This window comes from Nocardioides sp. CCNWLW216, assembly GCF_037120545.1.
GTDB classification, from domain to species: domain Bacteria; phylum Actinomycetota; class Actinomycetes; order Propionibacteriales; family Nocardioidaceae; genus Nocardioides; species Nocardioides lianchengensis.
In genome coordinates this window covers 92,403-117,674 of the sequence record NZ_JBBBBJ010000003.1, presented here as the reverse complement: position 1 = coordinate 117,674, position 25,272 = coordinate 92,403, and the positions used below count along the sequence as shown (strand labels likewise).

Genomic DNA, 25,272 nt, shown 5'->3' with positions numbered 1-25,272 from the left:
CCTCGCTCAGCTCGCGCCGAGCAGCTGGGTGATCTGCGCGTAGAACTCCGCGGGGTCGCCCGCGAGCGACGCCTTCACCATCGCGGTCCAGTCGTCCACGACGACCTCGATCGCGCCGGCGGCCAGGCCGTCCAGCGAACGGCGCGGCACGTCGCGCGAGTCGATCTTCGGGCCGTCGTACCCGGCCATCATGTCGGTGTCGGCGGCGCCGAGCAGCACGCCCTGGACGAGGGTGCCCTGCGCCGCGAGCTCGAGGCGTACGCCGTTCGTCAGGTTCCACGCGGCGGCCTTGGCGGCGGCGTAGGCGCCGGAGCCGGGGGCGGCGAACCACGAGAGCGCGGACAGGACGTTCACGATCGCGCCGCCCCCGTTCGCGGCCAGGACCGGGCTGAACGTGCGGACCATGTCGAGGGTCCCCCAGAAGTGGGTGTCCATCTCGCGGCGGATGTCGGCCAGGTCGCCCGTGACCAGGCCGGCGCCGGTCGAGATGCCGGCGTTGTTGACGAGCAGGGTGACGTCGTTCGCCTCGGCCGCGGCGGCGACCACCGAGTCGTGGTCGAGCAGGTCGAGCCGCAGCGGGACGACGCGGGGGTCGTCGAAGTCGAGGGTCTCGGGGCGACGGGCGGTGGCGTAGACCCTGCTCGCGCCGCGCTCGAGGAGCTCGAGCACGAACTGGCGGCCGATGCCGCGGTTGGCTCCGGTGACGAGGGCGATCTGGTCGGTGACGTTCATGGGTCCTGGCTTCCTGGCGTGGGTTCTCTCGGGACGACGGGCCGGAATCGGCCCGTCGTGGCGACGCTAGGACCTGACGTCAGTGTGAGGGGCAAGTCGTCGGGTCCACGAAGACCCGGACCGGGTGCGCGGGACGACCGGGCCACGCCCGCAGGACCGCGTCCCGCGTGACGTCGTGGGCGAAGCGGCGGACGCCCAGGCCGGAGGCGCTCGCCCGACGGGCGGCCCGGGCGTCCCAGCCGACGACGGCCCGAGGCCGCCCGTCGTGGTCGACGACCCAGGTCTCGACCGCGGGGTGCTCCGTCGCGGGACCCGCGGTCCACCGGACCTGGGCGACGAACGCGAGGCCGGTCAGGGGGAGGCGGGCGCTCGCCCGCCCGCGCCGTCGTACCACCAGGACGCCGCCGGCGACGACGGTCCGGGCGGGCAGCAGGTCCGTCACGGACCAGCCGAGCGGCAGCGGGACGGCATCGTCGAGGCGCTCGCCGCACAGGAAGCGGGTCAAGCGGTCCGCCGTCTCGTCGTCCGTGCGCGGCGGTCCGTCGTACGACGCCGCGCCGTCGGCGCCGACCGGCTGCCAGTGGCCGCGGATCTCGGCGCGCAGGAGCTCCTCGACGGCGTCCAGCTCGTCGGCGAGGCGCGGCGGTCGGATGAACAGGAACCAGGCGGCCAGGAGGATCGCCGCGCGACGAGCAGGCCGGCGACGCCCCGCCACGGCGTGGAGCAGGCGAGCACGATGCCGAAGCCGGCGAGGACGTAGCCCAGGCGGTGCCCCGTCGACTCGACCGTGACGAGCACCCGGTCGCTCGCGTCGGGCAGGGTCGCCGTCCCGCGCGTGGTCACGACGGTGCCCCCGCCGAGCCCGGACCCGGCGTACTCCTGGACGACGAAGGTCGTCGCGTCCCGGCGCCGGAAGGCGCGCTTCGCCCCCTACGGGCCCGGGGTCGCCGCGTCCCGCTCGTTGTCGAACGCGCGCAGCCGCGCCGCCTCGGCGGCGGTGACGGTGGCGACGTACTCGCGTTTCATGGCTGCACCGTTCCCACGGCGGTCCCGGACCAGACCTCGCCCGGGCGGGTGGTCTTCACTCCGGGCCTGTGTAGGGCCGGCAGCGGCCGGATACCGGACGCCCGACGGCACCACGACAGCGACGGAAGGCGTCATGACCACCTCGGCCCTCGAGCACCACCCGCAGCGAGCGAACGGCGACCAGCGACCTCGGGTGGACGGCGACCTCTTCGCCACCGCCCTGCTCTGGGTCATCCCCGTGGCCGGCACGGTCGCGGCCTTCCTCGGCCTGGGGTAGCGCCGAGCCCCGGCCCCTGGGCTGGGAGGATGACGGCGTGCGTGAGATCCGGCAGAGCCGCAGGCTGCAGAACGTCCGCTACGACGTCCGGGGACCGATCCTGGTGGAGGCCCAGCGCCTGGAGGCCGAGGGCCACCGGATCCTGAAGCTCAACATCGGCAACACCGCGCCGTTCGGCTTCGCGGCGCCGGACGCGATCGTCGCCGACATGGTGCACCACCTGCCGGACGCCCAGGGCTACAGCGACGGGCAGGGCATCTACTCGGCCCGGACCGCGGTCGCCCACTACTACCAGGGCCACGGCCTGAAGGACGTGACGGTCGAGGACGTCTTCATCGGCAACGGCGTCTCGGAGCTGATCACGATGGCGCTGCAGGCGTTCGTCGACCCGGGCAACGAGATCCTGGTGCCGGCGCCGGACTACCCGCTGTGGACCGCCGCGGTCACCCTGGCCGGCGGCACGGCCGTGCACTACGAGTGCGACGAGAGCAACGGCTGGAACCCCGACCTCGCCGACGTCGAGTCGCGGATCACCGAGCACACCCAGGGCCTGGTGATCATCAACCCGAACAACCCGACCGGTGCGGTCTACAGCGAGGACGTCGTCCGCGGCCTGGTCGACATCGCCCGGCGCCACCAGCTGGTGGTCTTCGCGGACGAGATCTACGAGAAGATCCTGTTCGACGACGCGGTCCACCACCACGCGGCGACGTACGGCGGGGCCGACGTGCTGTGCCTGACCTTCAGCGGCCTGTCGAAGGCCTACCGGGTCTGCGGCTACCGCGCCGGCTGGCTGATGATCTCGGGTCCGCGGGAGGTCGCCGCCGACTTCCTCGAGGGCCTGGTGCTGATGGCCAACATGCGCATGTGCGCGAACGTGCCGGCGCAGCACGCCATCCAGACGGCGCTCGGCGGCTACCAGTCCGTCGAGGAGCTGATCGTCCCCGGCGGGCGGTTCTACGAGCAGAGCAAGCTCGCCAGCCGGCTGCTCAACGAGATTCCCGGCGTCAGCAGCGTCGAGCCGCGCGGCGCCCTCTACTGCTTCCCGCGCCTCGACCCGGAGGTCTACCCGATCGAGGACGACGAGTCGTTCGTGATCGAGCTGCTGCGGGCCAAGAAGCTGCTGGTGACGCACGGGACCGGCTTCAACTGGCCGCGGCCCGACCACTTCCGCCTGGTCACGCTGCCGGACGCGCAGGTGCTGGAGGAGGCGATCGGCCGGATCGCGGACTTCCTGGCCACCAAGCGGGCCTGACGCCGCATGACCCGTCCGGGCCATATCGGGACCCCGGACCGGCTTCCTAGGGTGCCGAGATGCGCCCCCGTCTCTCGCCCTCCTTCGTCGTCGCCGTCCTCGCCCTCGTCGTCGCCACCGGCGGCACGGGGTACGCCGCCGGCCTGATCACCTCGCGCCAGATCGCGGACAACACCATCCGCAGCCAGGACATCCGCAACGGCACGGTCACCGGCCGCGACCTGCGCGACCGCTCGGTGACCGGGGCGGACCTCCGGGACGGGAGCGTCACCGGCGCCGACGTACGGGACGGGTCGCTGACCGGCGCCGACCTGGCGGCCGGCTCGGTGCCCCGGTCCCGGTTGGCCATCGCCTGCGCGGCCGGCGAGGAGCACGTCTTCGGCGGTTGCGTACGCCGGGCCGCGTCCGGTCCGTCGAGCTTCCAGGCGGCCGTCGACGACTGCAACCGGCGCGACGGGCGACTCCCGACCACCCTGGAGCTGAGGTGGATCGCCGCGCACGACGAGTACGGCTGGGCCGACGGCAACGTGAGCCAGTACGAGTTCACCGGTGACTACACCGGGTCCATGCCGTTCACGCCGCTCGGCTTCGACCGGGGCGGGAACGTGATCCCGAACTCCAGCGGCCAGTTCTTCTGGCACCACTGCGTCACCGGCTGACGCGGTGCCCGGCGGCTACTGGGCGAGCGCCAGCCGCGGGCCGCTGAGCAGCAGCCGGATCGTGTCGACGGCGACCTGCACGACCTCGTCGGCCAGGTCGGCGCGCGGGCAGACGTAGAGAGCCAGCGGCTCGGCCGTGGGCAGCGCGTCGCAGGGGACCAGCCCGGCGGGGGTCTCGCCCATGGTGGCCATCAGCGCCACGCCGAGCCCGGCGCCGACGGCGGCCTGGACGCCGGCCAGCTGGGTCGCCTCGGCGCCGATCTCGGCCGGTACGCCGTGCTCGCCCAGCGTCCCCAGGGCGCGCTTGCGCAGCTCGCAGGGGCTGGAGAAGGCGACCACGGGAACCGGGTCGGGCGCGGTCGGGACCCGCCAGCCGGGGGCGGCGTACCAGGTCAGTTCGAGCTCGCCGACGTGGACCGCGCGGGGGTCGTCGACCACGTTGAGCAGCAGGGCCAGGTCGACCTGGCCGGCGGCCAGGCCCTCGCGGAGCTGGGTGCCGCGGTCGATCCGGTAGCGGAAGCGGTAGTCGCTGGCCCGTTCGAGAGCGGCCGAGAGGGTCGGGAGCAGGTGCGCGGCGGCGTGCTCGGTCGAGCCGATCAGCACGTCCTGCTGGGCGCCCAGGACGAACCCGCGCAGCGTCTCGTCGTGGAGCTCCAGGATCTGCCGGGCGCGGTCGAGGAGCCGCTCCCCGTCGGCGGTGAAGCGCGAGCCGCGGCCGTGCCGCTCGACCAGCGGCCGACCGACCGCGGCCTCGAGACGTCGTACGTGCTGGCTGACGCCGGCCTGGCTGAGGTGCAGCCGCTCGGCGGCCCGCTGGAAGCCGCCGCAGTCGGCGACCGCGACGAGGCTGCGCAGCGGTCCGATGTCGAGCGAGCGATCCATGTCCATCAGGTTACTACGGTTATTGATCACGTCCGGTGATGGATCGCATCACGAACCGGCGTTGGAGTGGCCGCTCAAACCCGACTAGATTGATAGAGAAAGTTCATTCGAGGTCAGGAAGGGTGCACATGACCGCGACGAGGCAGATCCACCTGGGCGCCGTGCCGTACGGCACCGGGGGTCCGGGTGGCCACACGCTCTGGTTCGACCCCGAGATCCCGGGCGACGCAAGCGTCAACATCGACTGGTTCGTCGAGATGGCCCAGCTGGCCGAGCGCGGGCGGTTCGACCTGGTCTTCATCGTCGACAGCCAGTTCATCACCCCGTTCTCGCCGCCCCACTACCTCAACCGGCTGGAGCCGCTCACGCTGCTGAGCGCGCTCGCGACGCAGACCAGCCGGATCGGCCTGGTCGGCACGGCCACCACGAGCTTCAACAGCCCCTTCAACCTGGCCCGCCGGCTCGGCTCGCTCGACCTGATCAGCCGGGGCCGGGCGGGCTGGAACGTCGTCACCACCGGCGATGCCGGCACGGCCGGCAACTACGGCCTCGACGAGCACTACGACTACGACACCCGCTACGGCCGCGCGAGCGAGTACGTCGAGCTCGCGCGCGCCCTGTGGGACTCCTACGAGGACGACGCCTTCCCGCGCGACCGCGCCACCGGCCGCTTCCTCGACCCCGACAAGCAGCACGTGCTCAATCACGAGGGCACCTACTTCAAGGTCCGCGGACCGCTGAACCTGGAGCGCTCCGCGCAGGGCGGCCCGGTGATCTTCCAGGCCGGCGACTCCGACCAGGGCCGCGACCTGGGCGCCAGCGTGGGGGAGGGCATCTTCACCTTCGCCCCCGACATCCCGAGCGGCCAGGCGTTCTACGACGACATCAAGACCCGTGCCCGCGACAGGTTCGGGCGGAACCCGGACCACCTCGTGGTGATGCCCGGAATCAAGGTCGTCGTCGGCGACACCGACGAGGAGGCCCGCGAGATCGAGGCCGCGAACAACGACCGCGACCACACCTTCGGGGCGGCGCTGCGCGAGTTCGGCCGGCCCTTCGGCTGGCACGACTTCACTCAGTACGACCTGGACGCGCCGTTCCCGGCCGAGGCCCTGGTGCACGGCGAGCGGTCGTTCTACACCCAGGCCAAGGCGATCACCCAGCGCGCCGAGGACCACGGCTGGACGCTGCGCCAGGCCGTCGAGGCCACCCGCGGCTTCCGCAAGAGCGAGTTCGTCGGCTCGGCCGCGACCGTCGCCGACAAGCTCGTCGAGTGGTTCGAGGCCCGCGCCTGCGACGGCTTCAACATCGGCCTCGACCACCCCGCCAACTTCCGCCGGATCGTCGACGAGGTCGTCCCGATCCTGCAGGAGCGCGGCGTCTTCCGCGCCGACTACGACTCCACCCACCTGCGCGGGCATCTCGGGCTGCCCGTGCCTGTCAACCGGCACACCGCCGCCCGCGCGGCGAACCCCGCCTGACAGCCCCGTCCTCCTCCACCCGATCGAAAGGCCGACGCCGCACCATGACGCGCACCCGCACGCCCCTCGCCGCCACCCAGTCCCGCCGGGGCTTCCTCGGCCTCAGCCTCGCCGCGGGCCTGGTCCTCAGCCTCGAAGCCTGCGGGGGCGGCTCGTCCGGCAGCAGCGGCGGCTCCGGCACGAACACCCTGACCTGGGCCTGGCAGCTGCCGACCACCTGGGACCCGGTGACCTCCTCCGCCGGCTCCGACGTCCAGATGCTGGCCCTCGCCTACGACCCGATCACCGCGCTCGACGAGCAGGGCAACGCCGTCCCGTGGCTCGCCGAGTCCTGGGCGTACGACGCCGCCGGCACCACCGTGACCTTCACGCTCCGCTCCGGCCTGAAGTTCAGCGACGGCACCCCGCTGAACGCCGCGGCGGTCGCGAAGTCGATCGAGCGCGGGCGCAGCCAGGACGGGTCGCTGATCGCGCCGCAGATGAAGTCCATCAAGTCGGTCGCCGCCTCCGGCGAGCTCGACGTGGTGATCGAGCTGACCGAGGTCGACTACCAGTACCCGCTGCTCTTCGCCGGGAAGACCGGCATGGTCGTGAACCCGGCTGCGTTCGAGAAGGACGTCGACGCGCTCGCCACCCAGCCCGCGGGCTCGGGACCGTTCGCGGTGACGTCGTACGTCCAGAACGACCACGCGAGCCTGAAGAGGAACCCGAACTTCTTCGCCGCCGACGAGATCACCATCAAGGCGCTCGAGCTCTACCCGCAGCAGGACCCGGCGACCGTGGTCGCCGGCGTGCAGTCGGGGCAGTTCAACCTGGCCCGGATCAGCGGCGCCCAGGTCGAGGCGGCCGAGGCCGCCGGGCTCGACGTCCAGGTCATCGACTCGATGTTCGTCAGCGTGCTCGACGTGAACGCCTCGATGGCGCCGTTCGACGACCCGGCGGTCGTCGAGGCGATGAAGTTCGCCATCGACCGCGAGAAGCTGAAGGAGGTCGTCGGCTTCGGCGTCGGCGACGTCAACTACCAGCCGTTCCCGCCCGGCTACGTGGGCTACAACGAGGAGCTGGCCGACGTCTACGCCTACGACCCCGAGAAGGCCAAGCAGCTGCTCGCCGACGCCGGTCACACCGCGCCGGTCAAGGCGGTCTTCACCAGCTCCGGCCAGTCCGCCCCGGCGGTCGAGCTGATCCAGGCCCAGCTGAAGGACGTCGGCATCGACGCGACCATCGAGACGATCCCGCAGACCCAGCACACCCAGCTCGTCTACCTCGAGCACTCCAAGGCCCTGACGTACGACGGCTTCGCGGGCCGCGAGTCGCCCGTGCAGGCATTCCAGGTGCTGTTCGGCGCCGAGGGCCTGATGAACCCGGCGCGGCAGACCGACCCGAAGCTGGAGGCGCAGCTGGAGAAGGTCAAGCAGACCCCGACCGACAGCCCCGAGTACGCCGGGCTGCTGCAGGAGGCGACCAGGATCGCCGTGACGACCTTCCCGAACACCTTCCTGCAGCTGATGCCGACGATCGTGATCCGCAAGGGCGTCTCCGAGCTGCCGGCGTCGCCGAGCCTGCGCCGCTTCGAGGGCGTGACCGTGTCGTGAGCCTGACCGTGACCGCGCCGGCGACCGAGCCGGCACCCGGCGTGCCGGTCCCGGGCGACGGCGCGGTGCGCGCGGACTCCCGCGCGCGCCGGGCGCTCCCGTTCCTGCGCTCGCTGGCGAGCACGGCCCTCGTGACCGTGACCGTGCTGTTCCTGGCCTCGGTGATCACCTTCGCGCTCGGCGCGCTGAGCGACAGCAACCCGGCCGCCGCCGCGCTCGGCGAGACCGCGACCCAGGCCGACATCGACCGGCTGAACGCCGAGTTCGGCCTGGACCGGCCGCTCGTCGTGCAGTACTTCTCCTGGGTCGGCAACGCGCTCGGCGGCGACCTCGGCCGGTCCTGGTTCACCACGATCCCGGTCTCCGACAGCATCCGGCAGGCGCTGCCGGTCGACCTGTCGATCGCCGCGCTGGCCCTGGTGCTGGCCATCCTCATCGGCGGCGGTGCCGGCATCGGCGCCGCGCTGAGCAACGGTGGGATCTTCGACCGGGCCGTGACGCTGGTCTGCTCGCTGCTCGGCACCCTGCCGCCGTTCGTCATCGGCATGGCGCTGATCGTGGTCTTCGCGGTCAAGCTCCAGGCCCTGCCCGCCGGCGGCTACGTGCCGATCACGGTCGACCCGCTCGAGTGGCTCCGGTTCGCGATCCTGCCCGGGCTCGCGCTGAGCCTCGACGTCGCCGCCTCCATCGCCCGCCAGCTGCGGACCTCGCTGGTCGGCTCGCTGCGGGAGAACTACGCGGTCGGGGCGCAGATGCGCGGCTTCGGCCGCTCCCGGGTCCTCTTCGGCCACGTCCTGCGCAACGCCGCCGGCCCGACGCTGGCGGTCATCGGCCTGGCCATCCCGCTGATCATCGGCGGCGCCGTGATGACCGAGAAGCTCTTCGGCCTGCCCGGCATCGCCCAGCTCGCGCTCCAGTCGGCGGAGAAGGGCGACGTACCCGTCGTGCTCGGGACGCTGCTGGTCACCGCCGTGATCGTGGTCGCGGCCAGCCTCGTCATCAACGTGCTGCAGAAGGCGCTCGACCCGCTGGCCCGGCAGGGCAGCGCGAGGAGGGCGGCCCGATGAGCACCCTGCGCCGTCTCTGGGCCATCCCGACCGCCCGGTTCGCCCTGGTCGTGCTGGCCGGGGTCGCGTTCCTCGCGGTCTTCGGCTCGGCCCTGGCCCCCCACGACCCGCTGAAGCAGTACACCGACCGGGTCCTCGAGGGCCCCAGCGGCGACCACCTGCTTGGCACCGACTACCTCGGCCGCGACGTGCTGAGCCGGCTGATGGCCGGCACCCGGCTGTCGGTGATCGGCGCCGCGGAGGCGGTCGTCATCGGCGCCGTCCTCGGCGTCCCGACCGGCCTGGCCTCGGCCTGGGTGGGCCCGAGGCTGGAGTGGCTGGCCCTGCGGATCAGCGACACCCTGGTCATCCTCCCGTTCACCGTCTTCGCCATCGCCGTCGCCGGCACGCTCGGCAACGGGCTGCAGCAGGCGATGTTCGCGATCGGGGTGCTGATCAGCCCGATCTTCTTCCGGGTCACCCGCGCGGTCGCCCTCGGCCTGCGCACCCAGCAGTACGTCGAGGCCGCCGAGCTGATGGGCGCCTCGCAGTGGTGGACGCTGCGCACCCACATCTGGACCAAGGTGCTCCCCAACGTGGCCGTCACCTCCGCCCAGGCCGCCGGCGCGGCGCTCCTCGTGGTCGCGTCGCTGTCCTTCCTGGGCCTCGGCGTCACGCCGCCCGCGCCGACCTGGGGCGGGATGCTCGCCTCCGACCTCGGCTACCTCACCCAGCAGACCTGGGCGCCGGTCTTCCCCGGCCTGCTGATGATGGCGACCGTCGGGTCCCTCAACCTGCTCGCCGACGCCATCCGCGACGCGACCGGGGCGGGCACCTCCGCGCGCCGGCGCCGCCGTACCCCTGCGACCTCCCGGAAGGAGCGGTCCGATGCCGTCGTCTCCTGAGCGCGTCCTCGACGTCCGCGACCTCCAGGTCTCGGTCGGCGACCACCTGGTCGCCGTCCAGGACGTCTCGTTCCAGATCAGCCGCGGCGAGGCCGTCGGTCTGGTCGGCGAGTCCGGCAGCGGCAAGACGCTGACCTGCCGCGCCGTCCTCGGCCTGCTGCCCACCACCGGCGAGATCGACCACGGCCGGATCGTCCTGGGCGACGGCGCGGACGCCGTCGAGCTGACCGGCGCGCGCCGGTCGACCTGGGACCAGGTCCGCGGGGTCCGCCTCGGCGCGGTATTCCAGGACCCCGCCTCCTACCTCAACCCCTCGCTGACCGTGGGCCACCAGCTCGCCGAGCAGCTGCGGGTCAAGGCCGGGCTGTCCCGCGCCGACGCGCACCGGCGGTCGGTGGAGCTGTTCACCGAGGTCGGCCTGCACGAGCCGGAGTCGGTCTTCCACCAGTACCCGCACGAGCTCTCGGGCGGGATGCTCCAGCGGGTCCTGATCGCCATCTCGGTCTCCTGCGAGCCCGAGCTGCTGATCGCCGACGAGGCCACCACCGCGCTCGACGTGGTCATCCAGGCCGAGATCCTCGAGCTGCTGCGCCGGCTGCGGGAGACCCATGGGCTCTCGCTGCTCCTGGTCACCCACGACCTCGCCGTCGTGGCCGAGACTTGCGAGCGGATCCTCGTGATGTACGGCGGCCAGGTGGTCGAGAGCGGTCCGACCGCGGAGGTGCTGGGCGACCCGCAGCACCCCTACACCCGCGCCCTGATGGACGTCGCGACCATCGGCAACTGGGAGCGCCGAACCCTCGACGTGATCCCCGGCCAGCCGCCCGCCGCGGGCGAGCGGATGCCGGGCTGCCGCTTCGCCCCGCGCTGCCGGTACGCCGCCGCCGCGTGCGTGGCCGGCCCGGTCCCGCTGGTCGACCTGGAGACCGGCCCCGGACCAGGCCGGTCCGCGCGCTGCGTGCGGCTCGGCGAGGTCCTGACCGAGTCCGTCCTCGAGGAGGTGTCCGCATGACCGCCACCCAGGAGGTGTCCGCCACGGTGGAGTCCACGTCGCCGGTGCCGCCGCTGCTCCGGGTCACCGGGCTGTCGGTGTCCTACGCGCCGCCGCGCAAGGGGGTCAACCTCGGCACCGGCGCCGCGCTGACCGACGCCAGCCTCGAGGTCCGGCCCGGCGAGATCGTCGGCATCGTCGGCGAGACCGGCTCCGGCAAGACCACGCTGGCCCGGGCCACGGTCGGCCTGGTCCGGCCCGCCGCCGGGCGGATCGAGTTCGCGGGCCAGGACATGGGCGGCCTGCGCGGCCGGGCGCTGCGCGACTTCCGCCGGTCCGGGCAGGTGCAGCTGGTCTTCCAGGACCCGCTGCGCTCCCTCGACCCCGACCTGACCATCGGCGACATCGTGCGCGAGCCGCTCGACGTCGCCGGCACGCTGCCGCGCCGCGAGCGGGCCGACCGGGTGGCCGAGTCGCTGCGCCTGGTCGGGCTCGACCCGGAGAGCGTGACCGGCCGCCGGCCGCGCGAGCTCTCCGGCGGCCAGCGCCAGCGGGTCTCGCTGGCCCGGGCCATCTCGACCCGGCCGCAGCTGCTCTTCTGCGACGAGCCGGTCTCGGCCCTCGACGTGTCCAACCGCAACCTCGTGCTGAACCTGCTGGACCGGCTCCGCACCGAGCTCGGCCTCGCGGTCGTGATCATCGCCCACGACCTGAGCTCGCTGGCCGGCATCGCCGACCGGGTCGCGGTCTTCTACCGCAGCCGGGTGGTCGAGCAGGGCCCGGTGCAGGCCGTCCTCGGCCGGCCCGCGCACCCCTACACGGGACTGCTGACCGCCTCGGCGCCGAGCGTCGTACGGGTCGACCGGCTCCGGCCCGAGCAGCTGCGCCCCGAGCCGGGCGGCCGCGAGTGGCCGGCCCACGGCGTCTGCGTCTTCGCCCCCCGCTGCCGCTTCGCGCACGACGCGTGCGCCGAGCAGCCCGACCCGGTGCCGCTGGACGGCGAGCGCGAGGCGGCCTGCCACGTCGCCGGCCGCTGGCGCGAGCAGCTCACCTCCGACGACACCACCCCGACCCGAGAGAAGGACACCCCATGAGCACCAGCTACGACGACGTCGAGATCCTCGGCATGATCGGCACCGCCGACGGCTCCGAGATCCGGCCCGCGAGCGGCCCGGTCATCGACGCCGACTACACCGCGCGGTTCGCGCAGGCCCACGAGGAGGGCGGCTTCGACCGGGTCCTGATCGGCTACGGCTCGGGCTGGTCCGAGGGCACCCAGGTCGCGGCGTACGCCGCCGCCCACACCGAGCGGCTCGGCCTGCTGGTCGCCCACCGGCCCGGCGTCGTGCACCCGACGCTAGCGTCGCGGACCTTCACGACCCTCGACCACTTCAGCAAGGGACGGGTGGCGCTCAACATCGTCACCGGCAGCAGCAACGTCGAGCAGCGCCGCGAGGGCGACTACGTCCCGCACGACGAGCGCTACGCCCGCACCGACGAGTACCTCCAGATCCTCCGCGGCGCCTGGGACACCCCCGGCCCGCGCGACTTCGACGGCACCTACTACCGCTTCGAGGGCTTCACCCCCCAGGTGATGCCGTACGACGGCCGCCACCTCGAGCTGTTCTTCGGCGGCAGCTCGGTCCCGGCGTACTCCGTCGGTGCGAAGCACGCGGACACCTACATGCTCTGGGGCGAGCCGCTCGCCGGGACCTCCGAGCAGATCGCCACCATCGAGGCCGAGGCCGCGAAGGCCGGCCGGGCCCGCCGCCCGCGGGTGTCGGTGTCGCTGCGCCCGATCCTCGGCCGCACCGACGCCGAGGCGTGGGAGCGCGCGCACGGCATCCTCGACACCATCAACGGCGTCGTCGGCGCGCACTTCAAGGAGCGGGTCGGCCAGCTGCACCCGCCGGGCAAGGGCCCCGAGAACGCCGGCTCGCAGCGGCTGCTGGCCGTGGCCGAGCAGGGCGACCTGCACGACCGCTGCCTGTGGACGCCCACGTCCAAGGCGGTCGGCGGCGGCGGCAACTCCACCGCCCTGGTCGGCTCGCCCGAGACGGTCGCGGCCGCGCTGGTCGACTATGTCGAGATCGGCGTGAACACCATCCTGATCCGCGGCTACGACCCGCTCCAGGACGCGATCGACTACGGCCGCGACCTGCTGCCGCTGGTCCGCCAGGAGCTGGCCCACCGGGCCACGACCGCGCGTGCCTCCTGAGGCTCCCCTGGCCGGCGTCCGGGTCGTCGAGCTGGCCCACGTCGCGGCCGGGCCGTTCGCCGGGATGCTCCTGGCCGACCTGGGTGCCGACGTGGTCAAGGTCGAGCCGCCCACGGGTGACCAGATGCGGGCCTGGCCGCCCTTCGCCCGTGACGACGCGGGCGACTCGTTCAGCCACAACTTCGCCTCGGTCAACCGCAACAAGCGCAGCGTGGTCGCGGACCTGAAGGACCCCGACCAGCTGGCCTCCGTGCGCGCGCTGGTCGCGGCCGCGGACGTGGTGGTCGAGAACTACCGCCCGGGCGTGCTCGACCGCCTCGGCCTCGGGTACGACGAGGTCGCGGCCGGGCACCGCGGCCTGGTCTACGCGTCGATCTCGGGCTACGGGCTGACCAGCCCCTACGTCAACGACGGCGCCTACGACGTCGTCGTCCAGGGCATGTCCGGGCTGATGAGCGTGACCGGCGAGCCCGACGGCGGACCGGTCAAGGCGGGGGTGCCGGTGGGCGACTTCACCGCGGGCCTCTACGCCGCCTACACGATCGCGGCGATGCTGCCGCAGGTCCGCGGCTCCGGCGTCTCGGTGCGCCTCGACGTTCCCATGCTCGACTGCCTGCTCGGGGTCTCCGCGCTGCAGACCAGCGAGTACTGGGGCTCCGGCCGCGAGCCCGGCCGGCTCGGGACCGCGCACCCGCGCAACGCGCCGTACCAGGGGTTCTCGGCGGCGGACGGCGACTTCACCGTGGCCGCCGGCAACGACCGGCTGTGGGCGGCCGTGGCCGACGTGGTCGGGCGGCCCGAGCTCGCGACCGACCCGCGCTTCGTCACCCAGGCCGACCGGGTGGCCCACCAGCGCGAGCTGGCCGGGCTGCTGCAGGAGCGGTTCGCCGAGGAGAAGCGCGACCACTGGCTCACCGAGCTGCGCGCCCGCGGGGTGCCCAGCGGCCCGGTCAACACCTTCGGCGAGGTGCTCGCCGACCCGCACGTCGAGGCCACCGGCCTCGTGGGCCGGGTCGAGGTGCCGGTCGCCGGGGAGGTGCCGACCGTGGTCTACCCGGTCCGGATCTCCGGCCTCGGGCCGCGGCTCGACCGTGGCGCCCCGGCGCTGGGCGGCCATCCCGAGGTGCACGCCGAGTGGGTGCCCGCGTGAGTGTGCGACTCGACCGCGGCGACGTCTGGACGGCGACCCTGGACCGCCCCGAGCGGGCCAACGCGCTCTCGGCGGAGCTCGTCGAGGAGCTGCACGCCGTCCTCGACGAGGCCGAGGCCGCCCGCCCGCGGGCGCTGGTGCTGCGCGGCAACGCCCGGCACTTCGCCGCCGGCTTCGACCTCGGCGGGCTCGGGACGGAGACCGACGCGTCGCTGGCCCTGCGCTTCCTGCGCGTCGGGCTGCTGCTGGAGCGACTGCTGGCCGCGCCGTACCCGACGGTCGCGGTGGCCGAGGGCGCGGCGATCGGGGCGGGCGCCGACCTGGTGCTGGCCTGCGACCACCGGCTGGTCGACCCGGCGGTCACGCTGCGCTTCCCGGGCTCGGCCTTCGGCGTCGCCCTCGGCGTCGTACGACGGGCCGCGCTGGGCGACCGGCTCGTCACCGGCGTCCCCGCCGACCTGCCCGCGGTCCTGGCCGGACCGTCACCGACCCGCCCACCCCACGACGCCGACGCCGAGCTGGCCGCGCTGGCCCGCTCGGTCGCCGCTCCCGGTCTCCGTGACCGGATCGCCGCCTACGCCGACCGCACCCTCACGAAGGAGCCAGCATGAGCACCCAGACCGTCCCCGGGATCGCGACCTTCGCCGACACCGTCGCGGGTCTCGTCGCCGAGGGCCTCGACGAGCGGACCCTGACCGCCCGGATCCGCGACGAGCTGGAGGCCGCTCTGGCCGCCGGCCTGGAGCTGCCGGAGGAGGTGACCCGGCCCGACCCGGTGCGCTACGTGATGTATCCGCTGCACGTCGCCGCCGACGGCGGCTTCTCGATCGCCAGCGCGGTCTGGGACGTCGGCCAGGGCACGCCCGTGCACGGCCACGAGACCTGGGGCGTCGTCGGCATCCACAGCGGGGTCGAGGTCGAGACCCGCTACGAGAAGCCGGCGGAGCCCGACGTACCCCTGGTGCGGGAGGGGACCGACGAGTGGACCGCCGGCCAGGTCACCGTCTGCTGCACCACCGACGACGACGTCCACCAGGTCCGCTGCGGGGGTGACCGGCCGGTGGTCGGCATCCACGTGTACGGCGCCGACATCGGCACCCTGCCGCGCCGCGGCTACGACCCCGACACCGGCGCGGTGCACTGGTTCACCTCGCGCTGGGCCGACCACCACGACACAGGAGCCTGAAGATGACTGTCACCACCTGGGACGAGCCCACCGGCGCGACGCCGCGCGGCACCCTGATCGTGCTGCCCGGCCGCGGCGAGACCGACGCGTCGTATCAGCGCTTCGGCAAGCGGCTGTCGGCCGACGCCTACCGGGTCCGCCTGGTGCCCGTCGACCTCGACGACCTCGAGGGCACCCGCACGCAGGTCGAGAAGCTGATCGCCGACGAGTCGCTGCCGTCGCCGAAGGTGCTCGTCGGCACCGACTCCGGCGCCACCCTGGCCGCGACCCTGGTCGGCGAGGTGGACGCCGACGCGGCCGTGGTCGCCGGCCTGGCGCTGCCCGGCTCGACCGGCGGCGCGACCTGGGAGGACGAGGTCGACGCGCGGACGGCGTGTCCGGTGCACCGCTCGGTCCTCGACGCCGACCCCGACTTCGAGCGCGGCGCGCTGACCCGGCCGCTGCCCTGGGACGCGCTCGAGCTGACCGCGCCCGACAAGCCGGTGCTGGTGGTGCACGGCTCGACCGACCGGATCACGCCCGCCGACGACGCGGTGGCGCCGTACGTCGACGCGCCGCAGGCGCGGGTCTGGCTGGTCCAGGGCGGTCGCCACGACGTCCTCAACGACGCCTCGCACCGCTCGGTCGCGGCCACCGTCGTGCTGTTCCTGGAGTCGCTGAAGCTCGGCCGCGACCTGCCGCCCGTGCTGGTCCCCGTGGCGGCCGGCCGATGACCACCACCGCCGTGGTGGTCGGCAACCCCAAGCCGCAGAGCCGCACGCTCGCGGCCGCCACCCACGTCGCCCGCGAGCTCAGCGGCGCCGAGCCCGACCTGGTCGTCGACCTGGCCACCCTCGGTGCGGCGGTCCTGGACTGGTCCGACCCGACCGTCGCCGCCCTGGTGAAGCAGGTGGGCGCGGCCGACCTGGTGGTGGTGGCCAGCCCGACGTACAAGGGCGCCTACACCGGGCTGCTCAAGCTGTTCCTCGACCGGTTCGCCGGCGGGACGGGCCTGTCGGGCGTCGCCGTACCCCTGATGCTGGGCGGGAGCCCGGCCCACGCGCTCGCGCCGGAGCTGCTGCTGCGGCCGGTGCTCACGGAGATCGGCGGCACCGTCCCCGGCCGGGGCCTCTACGTCGTGGACGCCCAGCACGACGACCCCGCCGCGTACGCCGACTGGCTCGCCGCCACGGCGCCCGTCGTGACCGCCCTCCTGAACGGAGCCGCATGAGCCTCACGACCAACCAGGACCTCGACCCCAGCGCCCTGCGCGAGGCCTTCGGGATCTTTCCCAGCGGCGTCGTCGCGCTCGCGGCCGAGGTCGACGGCCGGCCCGTCGGCCTCGCGGCCAGCTCGTTCACCTCGGTGAGCCTGGACCCGCCGCTGGTGTCGGTGAACCTGGCCAACACCTCCAAGACCTGGCCCGACCTGCGCCGGTCGTCGCACCTGGGCGTGACCGTGCTCGCCGAGCACCACGCCTCGGTCTGCCGCGCGCTCGCCGGGCCGGTCGACCGGCGTTTCGACGACCTCGCCTACACCGTCAGCCCGGACGGCGCGGTCACCCTCGACGAGGGCCTGGCCCGCTTCGACTGCACGGTCTACCGCGAGGTCGAGGCCGGCGACCACGTCCTGGTCCTGCTGGAGCTGCACGCCGTCGAGCACGAGGGCGCGGTCGGCAGCCCGCTGGTCTTCCACCGCAGCGGGTTCGGCACGTTCCTCGACCACCAGGACGGGGGCGCCGCGCGCCGTTGACGGCGCTGGTGACCTGAGTCATACGGAAGGCTGTACGTCGGTATACCGAATACCTTATGGTGTTGTCCGCATCACACCCATCCCACCGGGACAGAACGGCGGCAGCACCCTCCATGACCCACGACCACCTGCTCCTCCTGCACACCGCGATCACGATCGTCGGCATCATCGCGCTGATCGTGGTGCTGAAGATCCACCCGGTGTACTCGCTGCTGGCCGGCGTGCTCTACCTCGGTATCGCCAGCGGGCTCGGCCTCGACGACACCCTGAGCACCCTGACGACGGGCTTCGGCGAGATCCTGGCCGAGATCGGCCTGCTCATCGCCTTCGGCGTCACCCTCGGTACGGCGATGCACGAGCTCGGCGCGATCGACCGGATCGTGCGCGGGCTGATGCGCATCTTCGGGCCGCGGAAGTCGCCGTACGCCCTCGGGGTGACCGCGGGGACCGCCCTGCAGGCGATCTTCGCCGACGTGATGCTGGTCGTCACCGCCCCGGTCGCCCGCGGCCTGGCCCGCACCTCCGGCCCGAACGGCATCCCGCGGGTCGCCTCGGCGCTGGTCGCCGGCATCCTGGTCGGTCTGACCATGATGGTGCCGAGCGTCGGCTCGCTGGCCCTGGCCGGCGTCATCGACATCCCGCTGTGGCGCTACCTGATCTTCGGCGGCATCGCCGGCGCGGTGACCATCCTGGTCACCGTCTTCGTGATGACGGTGCTGATCGAGCGCACGCCGTTCTGGAAGCCCGAGACCGACGAGGACCGCGCGACCTTCGACGCGCTCGACGGCCTCGACGGGACCGGTGCGGGCACGGCCGCCGTGGCGACCGAGCAGGTCCAGGAGGGCCGCCGGGTGCCGCTGCTGCTGGCCGTCTCGCCGGTCATCGTCTCGCTGGTGCTGGTCGCCGCCGGCTCGATCACCGACGTCTTCGACGTCGAGAACGCCGTGCTCGCCTTCCTGGCGGCGCCCACGATCGCGCTGCTGATCGGCTCGTTCAGCGCGATCATGCTGGTCCGCTTCTACCGCGGCCAGGACGGCGTCGGCCGGGCGCTCGGCACCAGCTTCTCCTCGCTCGGCGAGGTGCTGGTGCTGACCGGCCTCGGCGGCGCGCTCGCCGGCCTGGTCCGCGCGACCGGCCTCGGCGACGTGCTCGGCGACTTCTTCGCCTCCAGCTCCGGTCCGCCGATCCTGCTGGCCTGGCTGATCGCCGTCGTGCTGCACGTGGCCATCGGCTCGGTCAGCGTCGCCGCGATCACCGCGGCCGGCATCCTGGCGCCGGTGGCGGAGAGCTCGGGCATCGACCCGATGCTCATCGCGCTGGCCGCCGCCGCGGGCGCGCTCTTCCTGATGACCGTGCACAGCAACTTCTTCTGGATGGCCAAGAACCTGCTGGGGATGACCACGAGCGGCGCCGTCAAGACCGTCGGTACGTCGACCTCCGTGGCCTCCGTCGTCGGCCTCGGCGTGGTGCTGCTGATGAGCCTGGTGCTCTAGTGGTCGAGCTCCTGGAGGCGGGCGAGCCACGCGTCCGACTCGGGCGAGCCGCCGCCGAGCTGTTCGACGGCGGGCAGGAAGCTGCGGTGGCCGTGGCTGGCGAACGCCTCCAGCGCGGCGTCGAGGTCGCCGGCCTCGAGCACGTCGACCAGCACCCGGTGCCGGGCGGCGTTGCCGGCCGGCGACTCCTGGGTGCGGCTGGCGACGTTGAGGCTCATGCACAGCTCCATCTGCAGCTGCAGGCTCCGGTACGTCGCGAGCAGCCGCTCGTGGTGGGCCAGCGCGACCACGGCCTGGTGGAAGCGCAGGCCCAGCGAGACCAGGGTCGCGCCCCCGTCGCCCTGCTCGCCGGCCCGCTCGAAGTCGGCCAGCGCGGACCGCACCGGCTCCAGCCGGTCCGGGTCGGCCAGCGGCAGGGCCAGTCGCAGCGCCATCGCCTCGAGGTCGTCGCGCAGCGTGACCAGCTCGTAGACGTCGTGGCGGGTCAGCTCGCGCACGACCATCCCGCGCCGCGGGTGCGAGACGACCAGGCCCTCGTGGTGCAGGTCCTTCAGCGCCTCGCGGATCGGCGGGCGGGAGACGCCCAGCTGCTCGGTGAGCCGGGCCTCGACCAGCCGGTCGCCGGGCGCCAGCTCCCCGCCCAGGATCATCGCCCGGATCGCGTCGGACGCCAGCTGGGCCATGCTCGGCGGGGCGACGAGACGCCGGTCCGCGGTGGGCTCCATGGGCCGAACCCTAGCGGGTGACGGTCAGCACGTAGTTTGCGTACGGTATACCGAGTACCAACTCAGGAGGATCATGAACGCCCAGGCTCCCGGACCGCTCGCCGACGTACTGGTCGTCGAGGTCGGCTCCTTCATCGCGGCGCCGTACGCCGCCACCCAGCTCGCCGACCTCGGCGCCCGGGTGGTGAAGGTCGAGACGCCGGGGACGGGTGACTTCGTGCGCGGCAACGCGCCGTTCGTCGGGGGCGAGAGCTCGTCGTTCGTCCGGCTCAACCGCAACAAGGAGTCGGTCGAGCTGGACCTGAAGTCCGAGGCCGGGCGCGACGCGTTCCGCGCGCTCGTACGACGCGCCGACGTGCTGGTGGAGAACCTCCGCCCGGGCGCGATGCGCCGGATGGGCCTGGGGTACGACGACCTGGCGCCCGAGAACCCGCGCCTGGTCTACGCCTCGGCCTCCGGCTGGGGCCAGGACGGCCCGCTGGCCGACCGGCCCGGCCTCGACATCATGGCCCAGGCCCGCTCCGGGCTGATGAGCGTGACCGGCTTCCCGGACGCCGGTCCGGCCAAGGTGGGCGTGCCGATCTGCGACCTGATGTGCGCCATGTACGTCGCCCTCGGCGTCACCGCCGCGCTCCGCGAGCGGGACCGCTCGGGGCAGGGCCAGCACCTCGACGTCTCCCTCTACGAGTCCGGCGTCTCGCTCGGGGTGTGGGAGGCCGGCCGCTACTTCGGCGACGGCACCGTCCCCGGTCCGCAGGGCTCGGCCCACCAGAGCCAGGCGCCGTACCAGGCGGTCGTCACCGCCGACGGCCACGTCACCGTCGGGGCCAACACCCCGGGCCTGTGGCTCCGGTTCTGCGCGGCCCTCGGCCTGGACGCGCTGCCGGAGGACCCCCGCTTCGCCGACAACGCCGGTCGGATGACCCACCGCGACGCGCTGATCACCGCGATCGAGGCGGTGACCGCGACGCTCCCGACCGACCGGGTCGTCGAGATCCTGGACGAGGCCGGCGTCCCGTGCGCGCCGATCCAGACCTACGACCAGGTCTTCGCCGACCCGGCCCTGGCCGCCCGCGACTTCTTCTGGGACGCCGAGCACCCGACCCTCGGCCCGGTCCGGCAGATCGGCTCGCCGATGCGCTTCTCGCGTACGCCGGTGCGCCGGGACGGGGCCGGTCCGCTGCTGGGCGACAGCACCGACGCCGTCCTGGCCGAGCTGGAGGAGGCCCGATGAGCGAGCTGCTGACCGAGCTGGACGGCCCCGTCCTGCGGGTGACGTTCAACCGCCCGGAGGCGCGCAACGCGATGACCTTCGGCATGTACGAGGGCCTGGTCGCGGCCTGCGAGCGGGCCGACGCGGACGACGCCGTCCGCGTGGTGGTGCTGCGGGGGGCCGGCGGCGCCGCGTTCGTGGCCGGCACCGACATCCGCCAGTTCGCGGGCTTCGACGGCCCGCGGGGCGTGGCCTACGAGCAGGAGATCGACGCGACCATCGGGCGGCTGCTCGCCGTACGGGTGCCGGTGGTGGCCGCGGTCGACGGGTTCTGCATCGGCGGGGGCCTGGCCATCGCGGCCGCCGCCGACGTCCGGGTCGCGCACCCCGGGTCGCGGTTCGGCTACCCGATCGCCCGCACCCTCGGCAACACGCTCTCCGCCGCCAGCTATGCGCTGACCATGCGGCACTTCGGGCACGCGCGGACCATCGACATGATCCTGACCGCCCGGCTCCTCGACGCCGAGCAGGCCCGCGAGGCCGGGTTCGTGAGCCGCATCGCCGAGGACGTCACCGCCGAGACCGCGTCCGTCGTCAAGCGGATCCTCGGCCACGCGCCGCTCACCATGGCGGCCGGCAAGGAGATCCTGCGACGCTTGCACGCGGCGGCCGGCACCGTCGACGCCGACGACGTGATCGCCCAGGTCTACGGCTCGGCGGACTTCGCGGCCGGCGCGGCCGCCTTCACCAGCAAGACCACCCCCACCTGGAGCGGACAGTGACAGCACCTCTGGACGGCCCCCTCGACGGCATCGTCGTCCTCGACCTGACCCAGGCCCTGGCCGGGCCGCACGCCACGATGATCCTCGGCGACCTCGGCGCGCGGGTGATCAAGGTCGAGCGCGCCGCGGGCGACGACAGCCGTGCCTGGGGCCCGCCGTGGGTCGGCGAGGACAAGCACCGGGTCAGCACCTACTTCCTCTCGGCCAACCGCAACAAGGAGTCGGTGGTCCTCGACCTCAAGGCCGAGGCCGACCTCGACGTGCTCTGGCAGCTGGTCGACGCGGCCGACGTGCTGGTCGAGAACTTCCGGCCCGGCGTCCTCGACCGGATGGGCCTGACCGTCGAGGCGCTGCACGCGCGCAACCCGCGGCTGGTGGTCTGCTCGATCAGCGGCTTCGGCCACGACGGGCCGGAGGGCGGCCGTCCCGGCTACGACCAGATCGCCCAGGGCGAGGCCGGGCTGATGAGCCTGACCGGGCCCGGACCGGACGAGCCCACCAAGGTCGGCGTGCCCATCGGCGACCTGCTCGCCGGCCTGCACGCGGTCTACGGGATCCTCGCCGCGCTGCACGCGCGGCACACGACCGGGCGCGGCGACGTCGTACGGACCTCGCTGCTGTCGTCGCTGGTCGGGGTGCACGCCTACCAGGGCACCCGCTACACCGTGGCCGGCCAGGTCCCGCGGGCCCAGGGCAACCACCACCCGTCCATCGCGCCGTACGGTGCCTTCGCCTGCTCCGACGGCATGCTCCAGATCGCCGCGGCCAACGACTCGCTCTGGCGTCGTACGGCGGCGGTGGCGGGCGTCGACGCCGACGACCCGCGCTTCGCCACGAACGGCTCGCGGGTCGAGCACCGCGACGAGCTGATCGCGCTGCTCGAGGCGGCCTTCGCCGACCGCACCCGCGACGACCTGCTGGCCGCGCTCGACGAGGCCGGGGTCCCGTCCGGTGCGATCCGCACCCTGGACGAGGTCTACACCTCGCCGCAGGTCCGCTCGCAGGGGCTGCTGCTCGACGTCGAGCACCCCGCCCTCGGCGCGCTCCAGTTGCCCGGACCGCCGGTGCGCTTCGACAGCCACGCCCGCGCCGACCACGCCGCCCCGCCGAGCCTGGGCGCCGACGGACCCTCGGTCCTGGCCTGGCTGGCCTCGCGGAGCGAGTCGTGAGCGCGCGGCGGGTGGCCTGGGCCGGCCGGCTCCCGGAGGTCGACCCCACCGCCTGGATCGCCGACGACGTGACCCTGGTCGGCGCCACGACGATCGGGGCCGGCGCCTCGGTCTGGTACGCGTCCGTCGTACGCGCCGACGGCGACGCGATCACCGTGGGGGAGCGGAGCAACATCCAGGACGGCTGCGTCATGCACGCCGACCCCGGCTTCCCGCTGGCCATCGGGTCCGGCGTCAGCGTCGGCCACCGCGCGGTGCTGCACGGCTGCACGGTCGAGGACGACGTCCTGGTCGGCATGGGCGCCGTGGTCATGAACGGCGCCGTCATCGGGACCGGGTCGCTGGTCGCGGCCGGCGCCGTCGTCCTGGAGGGGACGGTCGTCCCGCCCGGCTCGCTGGTCGCCGGGCTGCCCGCGAAGGTGCGTCGTACGACGACCGAGGAGGAGCGGGCCGGCATCCGCTTCAACGCCGACGGGTACGCCGAGCTGGCCCGGGTCCACCACGCCGGCTGACCGCCCGCGCGGGGCCCGCGAGAGAATGGCGGTCCGCACGTCCCCTGCTCGAGGAGCCAGCCACGATGTCCCAGGTCACCGCCACCACCGAGGCGACCCTGCCCGCCACGCCCGAGGCCGCGCTGGTCGCGCTGGCCGACTACGTCGACACCCGGCCGGCCATCCTCACCGACCGCTACACCGACTACGCGGTGCAGAGCGGCGGCGTCGGCGACGGCACGGTCGTCACCTGGCGGCTGCACGCGACCGAGAAGCGGGTCCGCCACGTCGTCGCCGACGTGACGACCGACGCCACCAGCGTCACCGAGACCGACCGCAACTCCTCCCTCGTCACCCGCTACGTCGTGAGCCCGGCCGGCGACGGCAGCCGCGTGGTCGTCACGACCACCTGGGACGGCGCCGGCGGCATCGGCGGCTTCTTCGAGCGGACCTTCGCCCCCAAGGGCCTCGCCCGCATCCACGACGGGGTGCTGGCCAACCTGGCCCAGCGGCTGGCCTGAGCGCGCTCAGCGCTCCGGGACGAGGTCCTGGGTGCCGAGCACGCGGAGCAGCTCCAGCTGCTCGACCGAGGCGGTGCCCGGGACCGGCGTGAACCACAGCAGCCGCTGCCGGCCGTCGTCGCTGAGCAGGGTCAGGCAGTTGACCTCGACCACGCCGAGCCCGGGGTGCACGAGCCGCTTGCGCTCGGCCCGTCGTACGGCGACGTCGTGCTGCTCCCACAGGGTGCGGAACTCCTCCGACCGGGCGAGCAGCTCGTCGACCAGCGTCGTGGCCTCCTCGTCGCGCGGCCCGCGCCGGGCGACGGCCGCGCGCAGGTCGGCCACGAACGACGCCGCGTGCCGGTCGTGGTCGTCGGTCGGATAGAGCCCCCGCGACGCCGGGTCGGTGAACCAGCGCCACACGAAGCTGGCCTCCGGCCCGCGCAGGTGGCTCTCGGACCCGACCAGCGCGGCCGCGAGCGGGTTCTGGACGAGGGTCACGTGCAGGTCGGTGATCACCTGCGCCGGCGTACCGGCCAGGCGGTCGAGGAGGTCCAGCAGCCCCGGGTGGACGTGGGCCGCGGCCCCGCCGTCGGCCGGCAGCGCCCGCCCGGCAAGGTGGTAGAGGTGGTCGCGCTCGTCACGCGACAGCCGCAGCGCCCGGGCCAGCGCGGCGAGCATCTGCTCGGACGGCTGGACGCCGGACCCGCGCTCGATCTCGATGTAGTACTCGACCGACGCGCCCGCCAGCACCGCGACCTCGTCGCGCCGCAGGCCCGGCACCCGGCGCCGGGGCCCGGTCGGCAGCCCGACGTCGGCGGGCCGGATCCGGTCGCGCCGCGACTTCACGAAGGCGCCGAGCTCGCTGAGGTCCACGCCCCCAGTGTCCTCCGGCCCGGTGCGCTGAGGGAGGGGGTGGCGTCCCCCCGGTGAGCACACTCTGGTTCCGCCCCGCCGCGGCGAGGACGGTGGAGCCATGAACACGAACCGAGTAGCCATCGTCACCGGCGGCTCACGCGGCATCGGCCGCGCCGTCGCCCTCCACCTCGCCGCCGCCGGCCACCCCGTGGTCCTCGCCTACGCCGGCAACACCGCCGCCGCCGAGGCGACGGTCGCCGACATCGCGGCGGCCGGCGGCCGGGCGACCGCCGTACGGGCCGACGTCGCCGACGAGCACGCTGTCGCCGCCCTCTTCGACACCACCGAGGAGCAGTACGGCGGCGTCGACGTCGTCGTCCACGCAGCGGGCCGGATGCACCTGTCCCCGATCGCCGACCTGGACCTCGACGAGCTCGACGCGATGCACCGCACCAACATCCGCGGCACCGTCGTCGTCGCCCAGCAGGCCGCCCGCCGCCTCCGCCCCGGCGGCGCCCTCGTCACCTTCTCCACCTCCCAGGTCGAGCTCCGGCACCCGACGTACGGCGCCTACATCGCCTCCAAGTCCGCCGTCGAGGGCCTCACCCTCGTCCTCGCCCGCGAGCTCCGCGGCCGCGACGTCACCGTGAACGCCGTCGCCCCCGGCCCCACCGCCACCGACCTCTTCCTGGACGGCAAGGACGACGCCACCCTCGACCGGCTCGCGAAGCTCGCTCCGCTGGAGCGGATCGGTAGGCCGGAGGAGGTGGCCGAGGTGGTCGGCTTCCTGGCCTCGCCTGCTGGGCATTGGGTCAACGGGCAGGTAGTCCGGGCCAACGGCGGGATCGCCTGAAGCCAGCTTCTTTCGTGTCCGACGGCGTTCGTGCACCCGGTCTTGATGGCGATG

At 73.7% G+C, this 25,272-nt stretch carries 28 protein-coding genes; 23 read left to right on the top strand and 5 right to left on the bottom strand.

Annotated features, from left to right (window positions below):
• Window positions 1-6: 6 nt before the first annotated feature.
• A complete protein-coding gene (locus tag V7S47_RS08205; RefSeq protein ID WP_336561118.1) occupies window positions 7-732 on the bottom strand; it encodes an SDR family oxidoreductase in 726 nt (241 codons plus the stop codon).
• Window positions 733-811: 79 nt separating this feature from the next.
• Window positions 812-1,447: a hypothetical protein gene (locus tag V7S47_RS08200; protein ID WP_336561117.1), complete on the bottom strand. Its 636-nt coding sequence runs from the start codon at window positions 1,445-1,447 to the stop codon at window positions 812-814.
• 444 nt (window positions 1,448-1,891) lie between these two features.
• Between V7S47_RS08200 and V7S47_RS08195 the strand changes: the two genes are divergently transcribed.
• From V7S47_RS08195 to V7S47_RS08185, 3 genes are read left to right on the top strand one after another with little or no spacing between them, the layout of a single operon-like run.
• Window positions 1,892-2,035 carry a hypothetical protein gene (locus tag V7S47_RS08195; protein ID WP_170867203.1) on the top strand — a complete coding sequence of 48 codons (144 nt, stop codon included), beginning with the start codon at window positions 1,892-1,894 and terminating at the stop codon, window positions 2,033-2,035.
• 37 nt (window positions 2,036-2,072) lie between these two features.
• Window positions 2,073-3,290, top strand: a complete 1,218-nt coding sequence (locus tag V7S47_RS08190; RefSeq protein WP_336561116.1) for a pyridoxal phosphate-dependent aminotransferase — start codon at window positions 2,073-2,075, stop codon at window positions 3,288-3,290.
• Between the two features lie 59 nt (window positions 3,291-3,349).
• Entirely contained in the window at window positions 3,350-3,949 is a 600-nt protein-coding gene (locus V7S47_RS08185) for a hypothetical protein (RefSeq protein WP_336561115.1), read from the top strand.
• A 15-nt stretch (window positions 3,950-3,964) separates the two neighbouring features.
• On the opposite strand, the gene V7S47_RS08180 is transcribed toward V7S47_RS08185, so the two are convergent.
• A complete protein-coding gene (locus tag V7S47_RS08180; RefSeq protein ID WP_336561114.1) occupies window positions 3,965-4,831 on the bottom strand; it encodes a LysR family transcriptional regulator in 867 nt (288 codons plus the stop codon).
• A gap of 128 nt (window positions 4,832-4,959) precedes the next feature.
• Between V7S47_RS08180 and V7S47_RS08175 the strand changes: the two genes are divergently transcribed.
• The 14 genes from V7S47_RS08175 to V7S47_RS08110 all read left to right on the top strand — a co-directional run bounded on the left by V7S47_RS08175 (window position 4,960) and on the right by V7S47_RS08110 (window position 18,627).
• Window positions 4,960-6,312 carry an LLM class flavin-dependent oxidoreductase gene (locus V7S47_RS08175; protein ID WP_336561113.1) on the top strand — a complete coding sequence of 451 codons (1,353 nt, stop codon included), beginning with the start codon at window positions 4,960-4,962 and terminating at the stop codon, window positions 6,310-6,312.
• A 44-nt stretch (window positions 6,313-6,356) separates the two neighbouring features.
• Window positions 6,357-7,907 carry an ABC transporter substrate-binding protein gene (locus tag V7S47_RS08170; protein WP_336561112.1) on the top strand — a complete coding sequence of 517 codons (1,551 nt, stop codon included), beginning with the start codon at window positions 6,357-6,359 and terminating at the stop codon, window positions 7,905-7,907.
• Complete coding sequence (locus V7S47_RS08165; protein ID WP_211753152.1) at window positions 7,904-8,974, top strand: ABC transporter permease; 1,071 nt, start codon at window positions 7,904-7,906, stop codon at window positions 8,972-8,974. The genes V7S47_RS08170 and V7S47_RS08165 overlap by 4 nt, the downstream gene beginning before the upstream one ends.
• Window positions 8,971-9,858, top strand: a complete 888-nt coding sequence (locus V7S47_RS08160; protein ID WP_336561111.1) for an ABC transporter permease — start codon at window positions 8,971-8,973, stop codon at window positions 9,856-9,858. The genes V7S47_RS08165 and V7S47_RS08160 overlap by 4 nt, the downstream gene beginning before the upstream one ends.
• Window positions 9,842-10,870, top strand: a complete 1,029-nt coding sequence (locus tag V7S47_RS08155) for an ABC transporter ATP-binding protein (RefSeq protein ID WP_336561110.1) — start codon at window positions 9,842-9,844, stop codon at window positions 10,868-10,870. Before V7S47_RS08160 ends, V7S47_RS08155 begins: the two co-directional genes overlap by 17 nt.
• The gene (locus V7S47_RS08150) at window positions 10,867-11,943 is read left to right on the top strand and encodes an ABC transporter ATP-binding protein (RefSeq protein ID WP_336561109.1); all 1,077 of its coding nucleotides are present in this window, start codon (window positions 10,867-10,869) and stop codon (window positions 11,941-11,943) included. The genes V7S47_RS08155 and V7S47_RS08150 overlap by 4 nt, the downstream gene beginning before the upstream one ends.
• Entirely contained in the window at window positions 11,940-13,067 is a 1,128-nt protein-coding gene (locus V7S47_RS08145; protein WP_336561108.1) for an LLM class flavin-dependent oxidoreductase, read from the top strand. Before V7S47_RS08150 ends, V7S47_RS08145 begins: the two co-directional genes overlap by 4 nt.
• The gene (locus V7S47_RS08140; RefSeq protein WP_336561107.1) at window positions 13,057-14,217 is read left to right on the top strand and encodes a CaiB/BaiF CoA transferase family protein; all 1,161 of its coding nucleotides are present in this window, start codon (window positions 13,057-13,059) and stop codon (window positions 14,215-14,217) included. Before V7S47_RS08145 ends, V7S47_RS08140 begins: the two co-directional genes overlap by 11 nt.
• Window positions 14,214-14,828: an enoyl-CoA hydratase/isomerase family protein gene (locus V7S47_RS08135; RefSeq protein WP_336561106.1), complete on the top strand. Its 615-nt coding sequence runs from the start codon at window positions 14,214-14,216 to the stop codon at window positions 14,826-14,828. Before V7S47_RS08140 ends, V7S47_RS08135 begins: the two co-directional genes overlap by 4 nt.
• Window positions 14,825-15,403 (top strand): cysteine dioxygenase family protein, encoded by a 579-nt coding sequence (locus V7S47_RS08130; RefSeq protein WP_090860455.1) that lies wholly within the window; start codon window positions 14,825-14,827, stop codon window positions 15,401-15,403. The genes V7S47_RS08135 and V7S47_RS08130 overlap by 4 nt, the downstream gene beginning before the upstream one ends.
• 2 nt (window positions 15,404-15,405) lie before the next feature.
• Window positions 15,406-16,116, top strand: a complete 711-nt coding sequence (locus V7S47_RS08125) for an alpha/beta hydrolase (protein ID WP_336561105.1) — start codon at window positions 15,406-15,408, stop codon at window positions 16,114-16,116.
• Window positions 16,113-16,613 carry an NADPH-dependent FMN reductase gene (locus V7S47_RS08120; RefSeq protein ID WP_336561104.1) on the top strand — a complete coding sequence of 167 codons (501 nt, stop codon included), beginning with the start codon at window positions 16,113-16,115 and terminating at the stop codon, window positions 16,611-16,613. The genes V7S47_RS08125 and V7S47_RS08120 overlap by 4 nt, the downstream gene beginning before the upstream one ends.
• A complete protein-coding gene (locus V7S47_RS08115; RefSeq protein ID WP_090860452.1) occupies window positions 16,610-17,134 on the top strand; it encodes a flavin reductase family protein in 525 nt (174 codons plus the stop codon). The genes V7S47_RS08120 and V7S47_RS08115 overlap by 4 nt, the downstream gene beginning before the upstream one ends.
• A gap of 113 nt (window positions 17,135-17,247) precedes the next feature.
• A complete protein-coding gene (locus V7S47_RS08110; protein ID WP_336561103.1) occupies window positions 17,248-18,627 on the top strand; it encodes a GntP family permease in 1,380 nt (459 codons plus the stop codon).
• On the opposite strand, the gene V7S47_RS08105 is transcribed toward V7S47_RS08110, so the two are convergent.
• Window positions 18,624-19,352 carry a GntR family transcriptional regulator gene (locus V7S47_RS08105; RefSeq protein ID WP_336561102.1) on the bottom strand — a complete coding sequence of 243 codons (729 nt, stop codon included), beginning with the start codon at window positions 19,350-19,352 and terminating at the stop codon, window positions 18,624-18,626. The two genes, V7S47_RS08110 and V7S47_RS08105, sit on opposite strands and share 4 nt — an antisense overlap.
• A gap of 73 nt (window positions 19,353-19,425) precedes the next feature.
• Between V7S47_RS08105 and V7S47_RS08100 the strand changes: the two genes are divergently transcribed.
• The 5 genes from V7S47_RS08100 (at window position 19,426) to V7S47_RS08080 (ending at window position 23,528) form a co-directional block, all read left to right on the top strand.
• Window positions 19,426-20,586, top strand: a complete 1,161-nt coding sequence (locus V7S47_RS08100; protein ID WP_336561101.1) for a CaiB/BaiF CoA transferase family protein — start codon at window positions 19,426-19,428, stop codon at window positions 20,584-20,586.
• On the top strand, window positions 20,583-21,347 hold the full coding sequence (locus V7S47_RS08095) for an enoyl-CoA hydratase (protein WP_336561100.1): 765 nt from the start codon (window positions 20,583-20,585) through the stop codon (window positions 21,345-21,347). Before V7S47_RS08100 ends, V7S47_RS08095 begins: the two co-directional genes overlap by 4 nt.
• Window positions 21,344-22,516 carry a CaiB/BaiF CoA transferase family protein gene (locus tag V7S47_RS08090; RefSeq protein WP_336561099.1) on the top strand — a complete coding sequence of 391 codons (1,173 nt, stop codon included), beginning with the start codon at window positions 21,344-21,346 and terminating at the stop codon, window positions 22,514-22,516. Before V7S47_RS08095 ends, V7S47_RS08090 begins: the two co-directional genes overlap by 4 nt.
• Window positions 22,513-23,028, top strand: a complete 516-nt coding sequence (locus V7S47_RS08085) for a gamma carbonic anhydrase family protein (RefSeq protein WP_336561098.1) — start codon at window positions 22,513-22,515, stop codon at window positions 23,026-23,028. Before V7S47_RS08090 ends, V7S47_RS08085 begins: the two co-directional genes overlap by 4 nt.
• 65 nt (window positions 23,029-23,093) lie before the next feature.
• Window positions 23,094-23,528 (top strand): SRPBCC family protein, encoded by a 435-nt coding sequence (locus V7S47_RS08080; RefSeq protein ID WP_336561097.1) that lies wholly within the window; start codon window positions 23,094-23,096, stop codon window positions 23,526-23,528.
• 6 nt (window positions 23,529-23,534) lie between these two features.
• Here V7S47_RS08080 and V7S47_RS08075 read toward each other — a convergent pair whose 3' ends face one another.
• Window positions 23,535-24,383 (bottom strand): MmyB family transcriptional regulator, encoded by an 849-nt coding sequence (locus V7S47_RS08075; RefSeq protein WP_336561096.1) that lies wholly within the window; start codon window positions 24,381-24,383, stop codon window positions 23,535-23,537.
• 100 nt (window positions 24,384-24,483) lie between these two features.
• Here V7S47_RS08075 and V7S47_RS08070 point away from each other — a divergent pair, with 100 nt between their 5' ends.
• Entirely contained in the window at window positions 24,484-25,218 is a 735-nt protein-coding gene (locus V7S47_RS08070) for an SDR family oxidoreductase (RefSeq protein WP_336561095.1), read from the top strand.
• Window positions 25,219-25,272: the final 54 nt, after the last annotated feature.

What these genes read in the sequence shown, in the direction of transcription:
- V7S47_RS08205 (WP_336561118.1), bottom strand. Translation starts at nt 732, where the DNA reads ATGAACGTCACCGACCAGATCGCCCTCGTCACCGGAGCCAACCGCGGC.
- V7S47_RS08195 (WP_170867203.1), top strand. Translation starts at nt 1,892, where the DNA reads ATGACCACCTCGGCCCTCGAGCACCACCCGCAGCGAGCGAACGGCGAC.
- V7S47_RS08185 (WP_336561115.1), top strand. Translation starts at nt 3,350, where the DNA reads ATGCGCCCCCGTCTCTCGCCCTCCTTCGTCGTCGCCGTCCTCGCCCTC.
- V7S47_RS08180 (WP_336561114.1), bottom strand. Translation starts at nt 4,831, where the DNA reads ATGGATCGCTCGCTCGACATCGGACCGCTGCGCAGCCTCGTCGCGGTC.
- V7S47_RS08175 (WP_336561113.1), top strand. Translation starts at nt 4,960, where the DNA reads ATGACCGCGACGAGGCAGATCCACCTGGGCGCCGTGCCGTACGGCACC.
- V7S47_RS08170 (WP_336561112.1), top strand. Translation starts at nt 6,357, where the DNA reads ATGACGCGCACCCGCACGCCCCTCGCCGCCACCCAGTCCCGCCGGGGC.
- V7S47_RS08160 (WP_336561111.1), top strand. Translation starts at nt 8,971, where the DNA reads ATGAGCACCCTGCGCCGTCTCTGGGCCATCCCGACCGCCCGGTTCGCC.
- V7S47_RS08155 (WP_336561110.1), top strand. Translation starts at nt 9,842, where the DNA reads ATGCCGTCGTCTCCTGAGCGCGTCCTCGACGTCCGCGACCTCCAGGTC.
- V7S47_RS08150 (WP_336561109.1), top strand. Translation starts at nt 10,867, where the DNA reads ATGACCGCCACCCAGGAGGTGTCCGCCACGGTGGAGTCCACGTCGCCG.
- V7S47_RS08145 (WP_336561108.1), top strand. Translation starts at nt 11,940, where the DNA reads ATGAGCACCAGCTACGACGACGTCGAGATCCTCGGCATGATCGGCACC.
- V7S47_RS08130 (WP_090860455.1), top strand. Translation starts at nt 14,825, where the DNA reads ATGAGCACCCAGACCGTCCCCGGGATCGCGACCTTCGCCGACACCGTC.
- V7S47_RS08125 (WP_336561105.1), top strand. Translation starts at nt 15,406, where the DNA reads ATGACTGTCACCACCTGGGACGAGCCCACCGGCGCGACGCCGCGCGGC.
- V7S47_RS08120 (WP_336561104.1), top strand. Translation starts at nt 16,113, where the DNA reads ATGACCACCACCGCCGTGGTGGTCGGCAACCCCAAGCCGCAGAGCCGC.
- V7S47_RS08115 (WP_090860452.1), top strand. Translation starts at nt 16,610, where the DNA reads ATGAGCCTCACGACCAACCAGGACCTCGACCCCAGCGCCCTGCGCGAG.
- V7S47_RS08110 (WP_336561103.1), top strand. Translation starts at nt 17,248, where the DNA reads ATGACCCACGACCACCTGCTCCTCCTGCACACCGCGATCACGATCGTC.
- V7S47_RS08105 (WP_336561102.1), bottom strand. Translation starts at nt 19,352, where the DNA reads ATGGAGCCCACCGCGGACCGGCGTCTCGTCGCCCCGCCGAGCATGGCC.
- V7S47_RS08100 (WP_336561101.1), top strand. Translation starts at nt 19,426, where the DNA reads ATGAACGCCCAGGCTCCCGGACCGCTCGCCGACGTACTGGTCGTCGAG.
- V7S47_RS08095 (WP_336561100.1), top strand. Translation starts at nt 20,583, where the DNA reads ATGAGCGAGCTGCTGACCGAGCTGGACGGCCCCGTCCTGCGGGTGACG.
- V7S47_RS08080 (WP_336561097.1), top strand. Translation starts at nt 23,094, where the DNA reads ATGTCCCAGGTCACCGCCACCACCGAGGCGACCCTGCCCGCCACGCCC.
- V7S47_RS08070 (WP_336561095.1), top strand. Translation starts at nt 24,484, where the DNA reads ATGAACACGAACCGAGTAGCCATCGTCACCGGCGGCTCACGCGGCATC.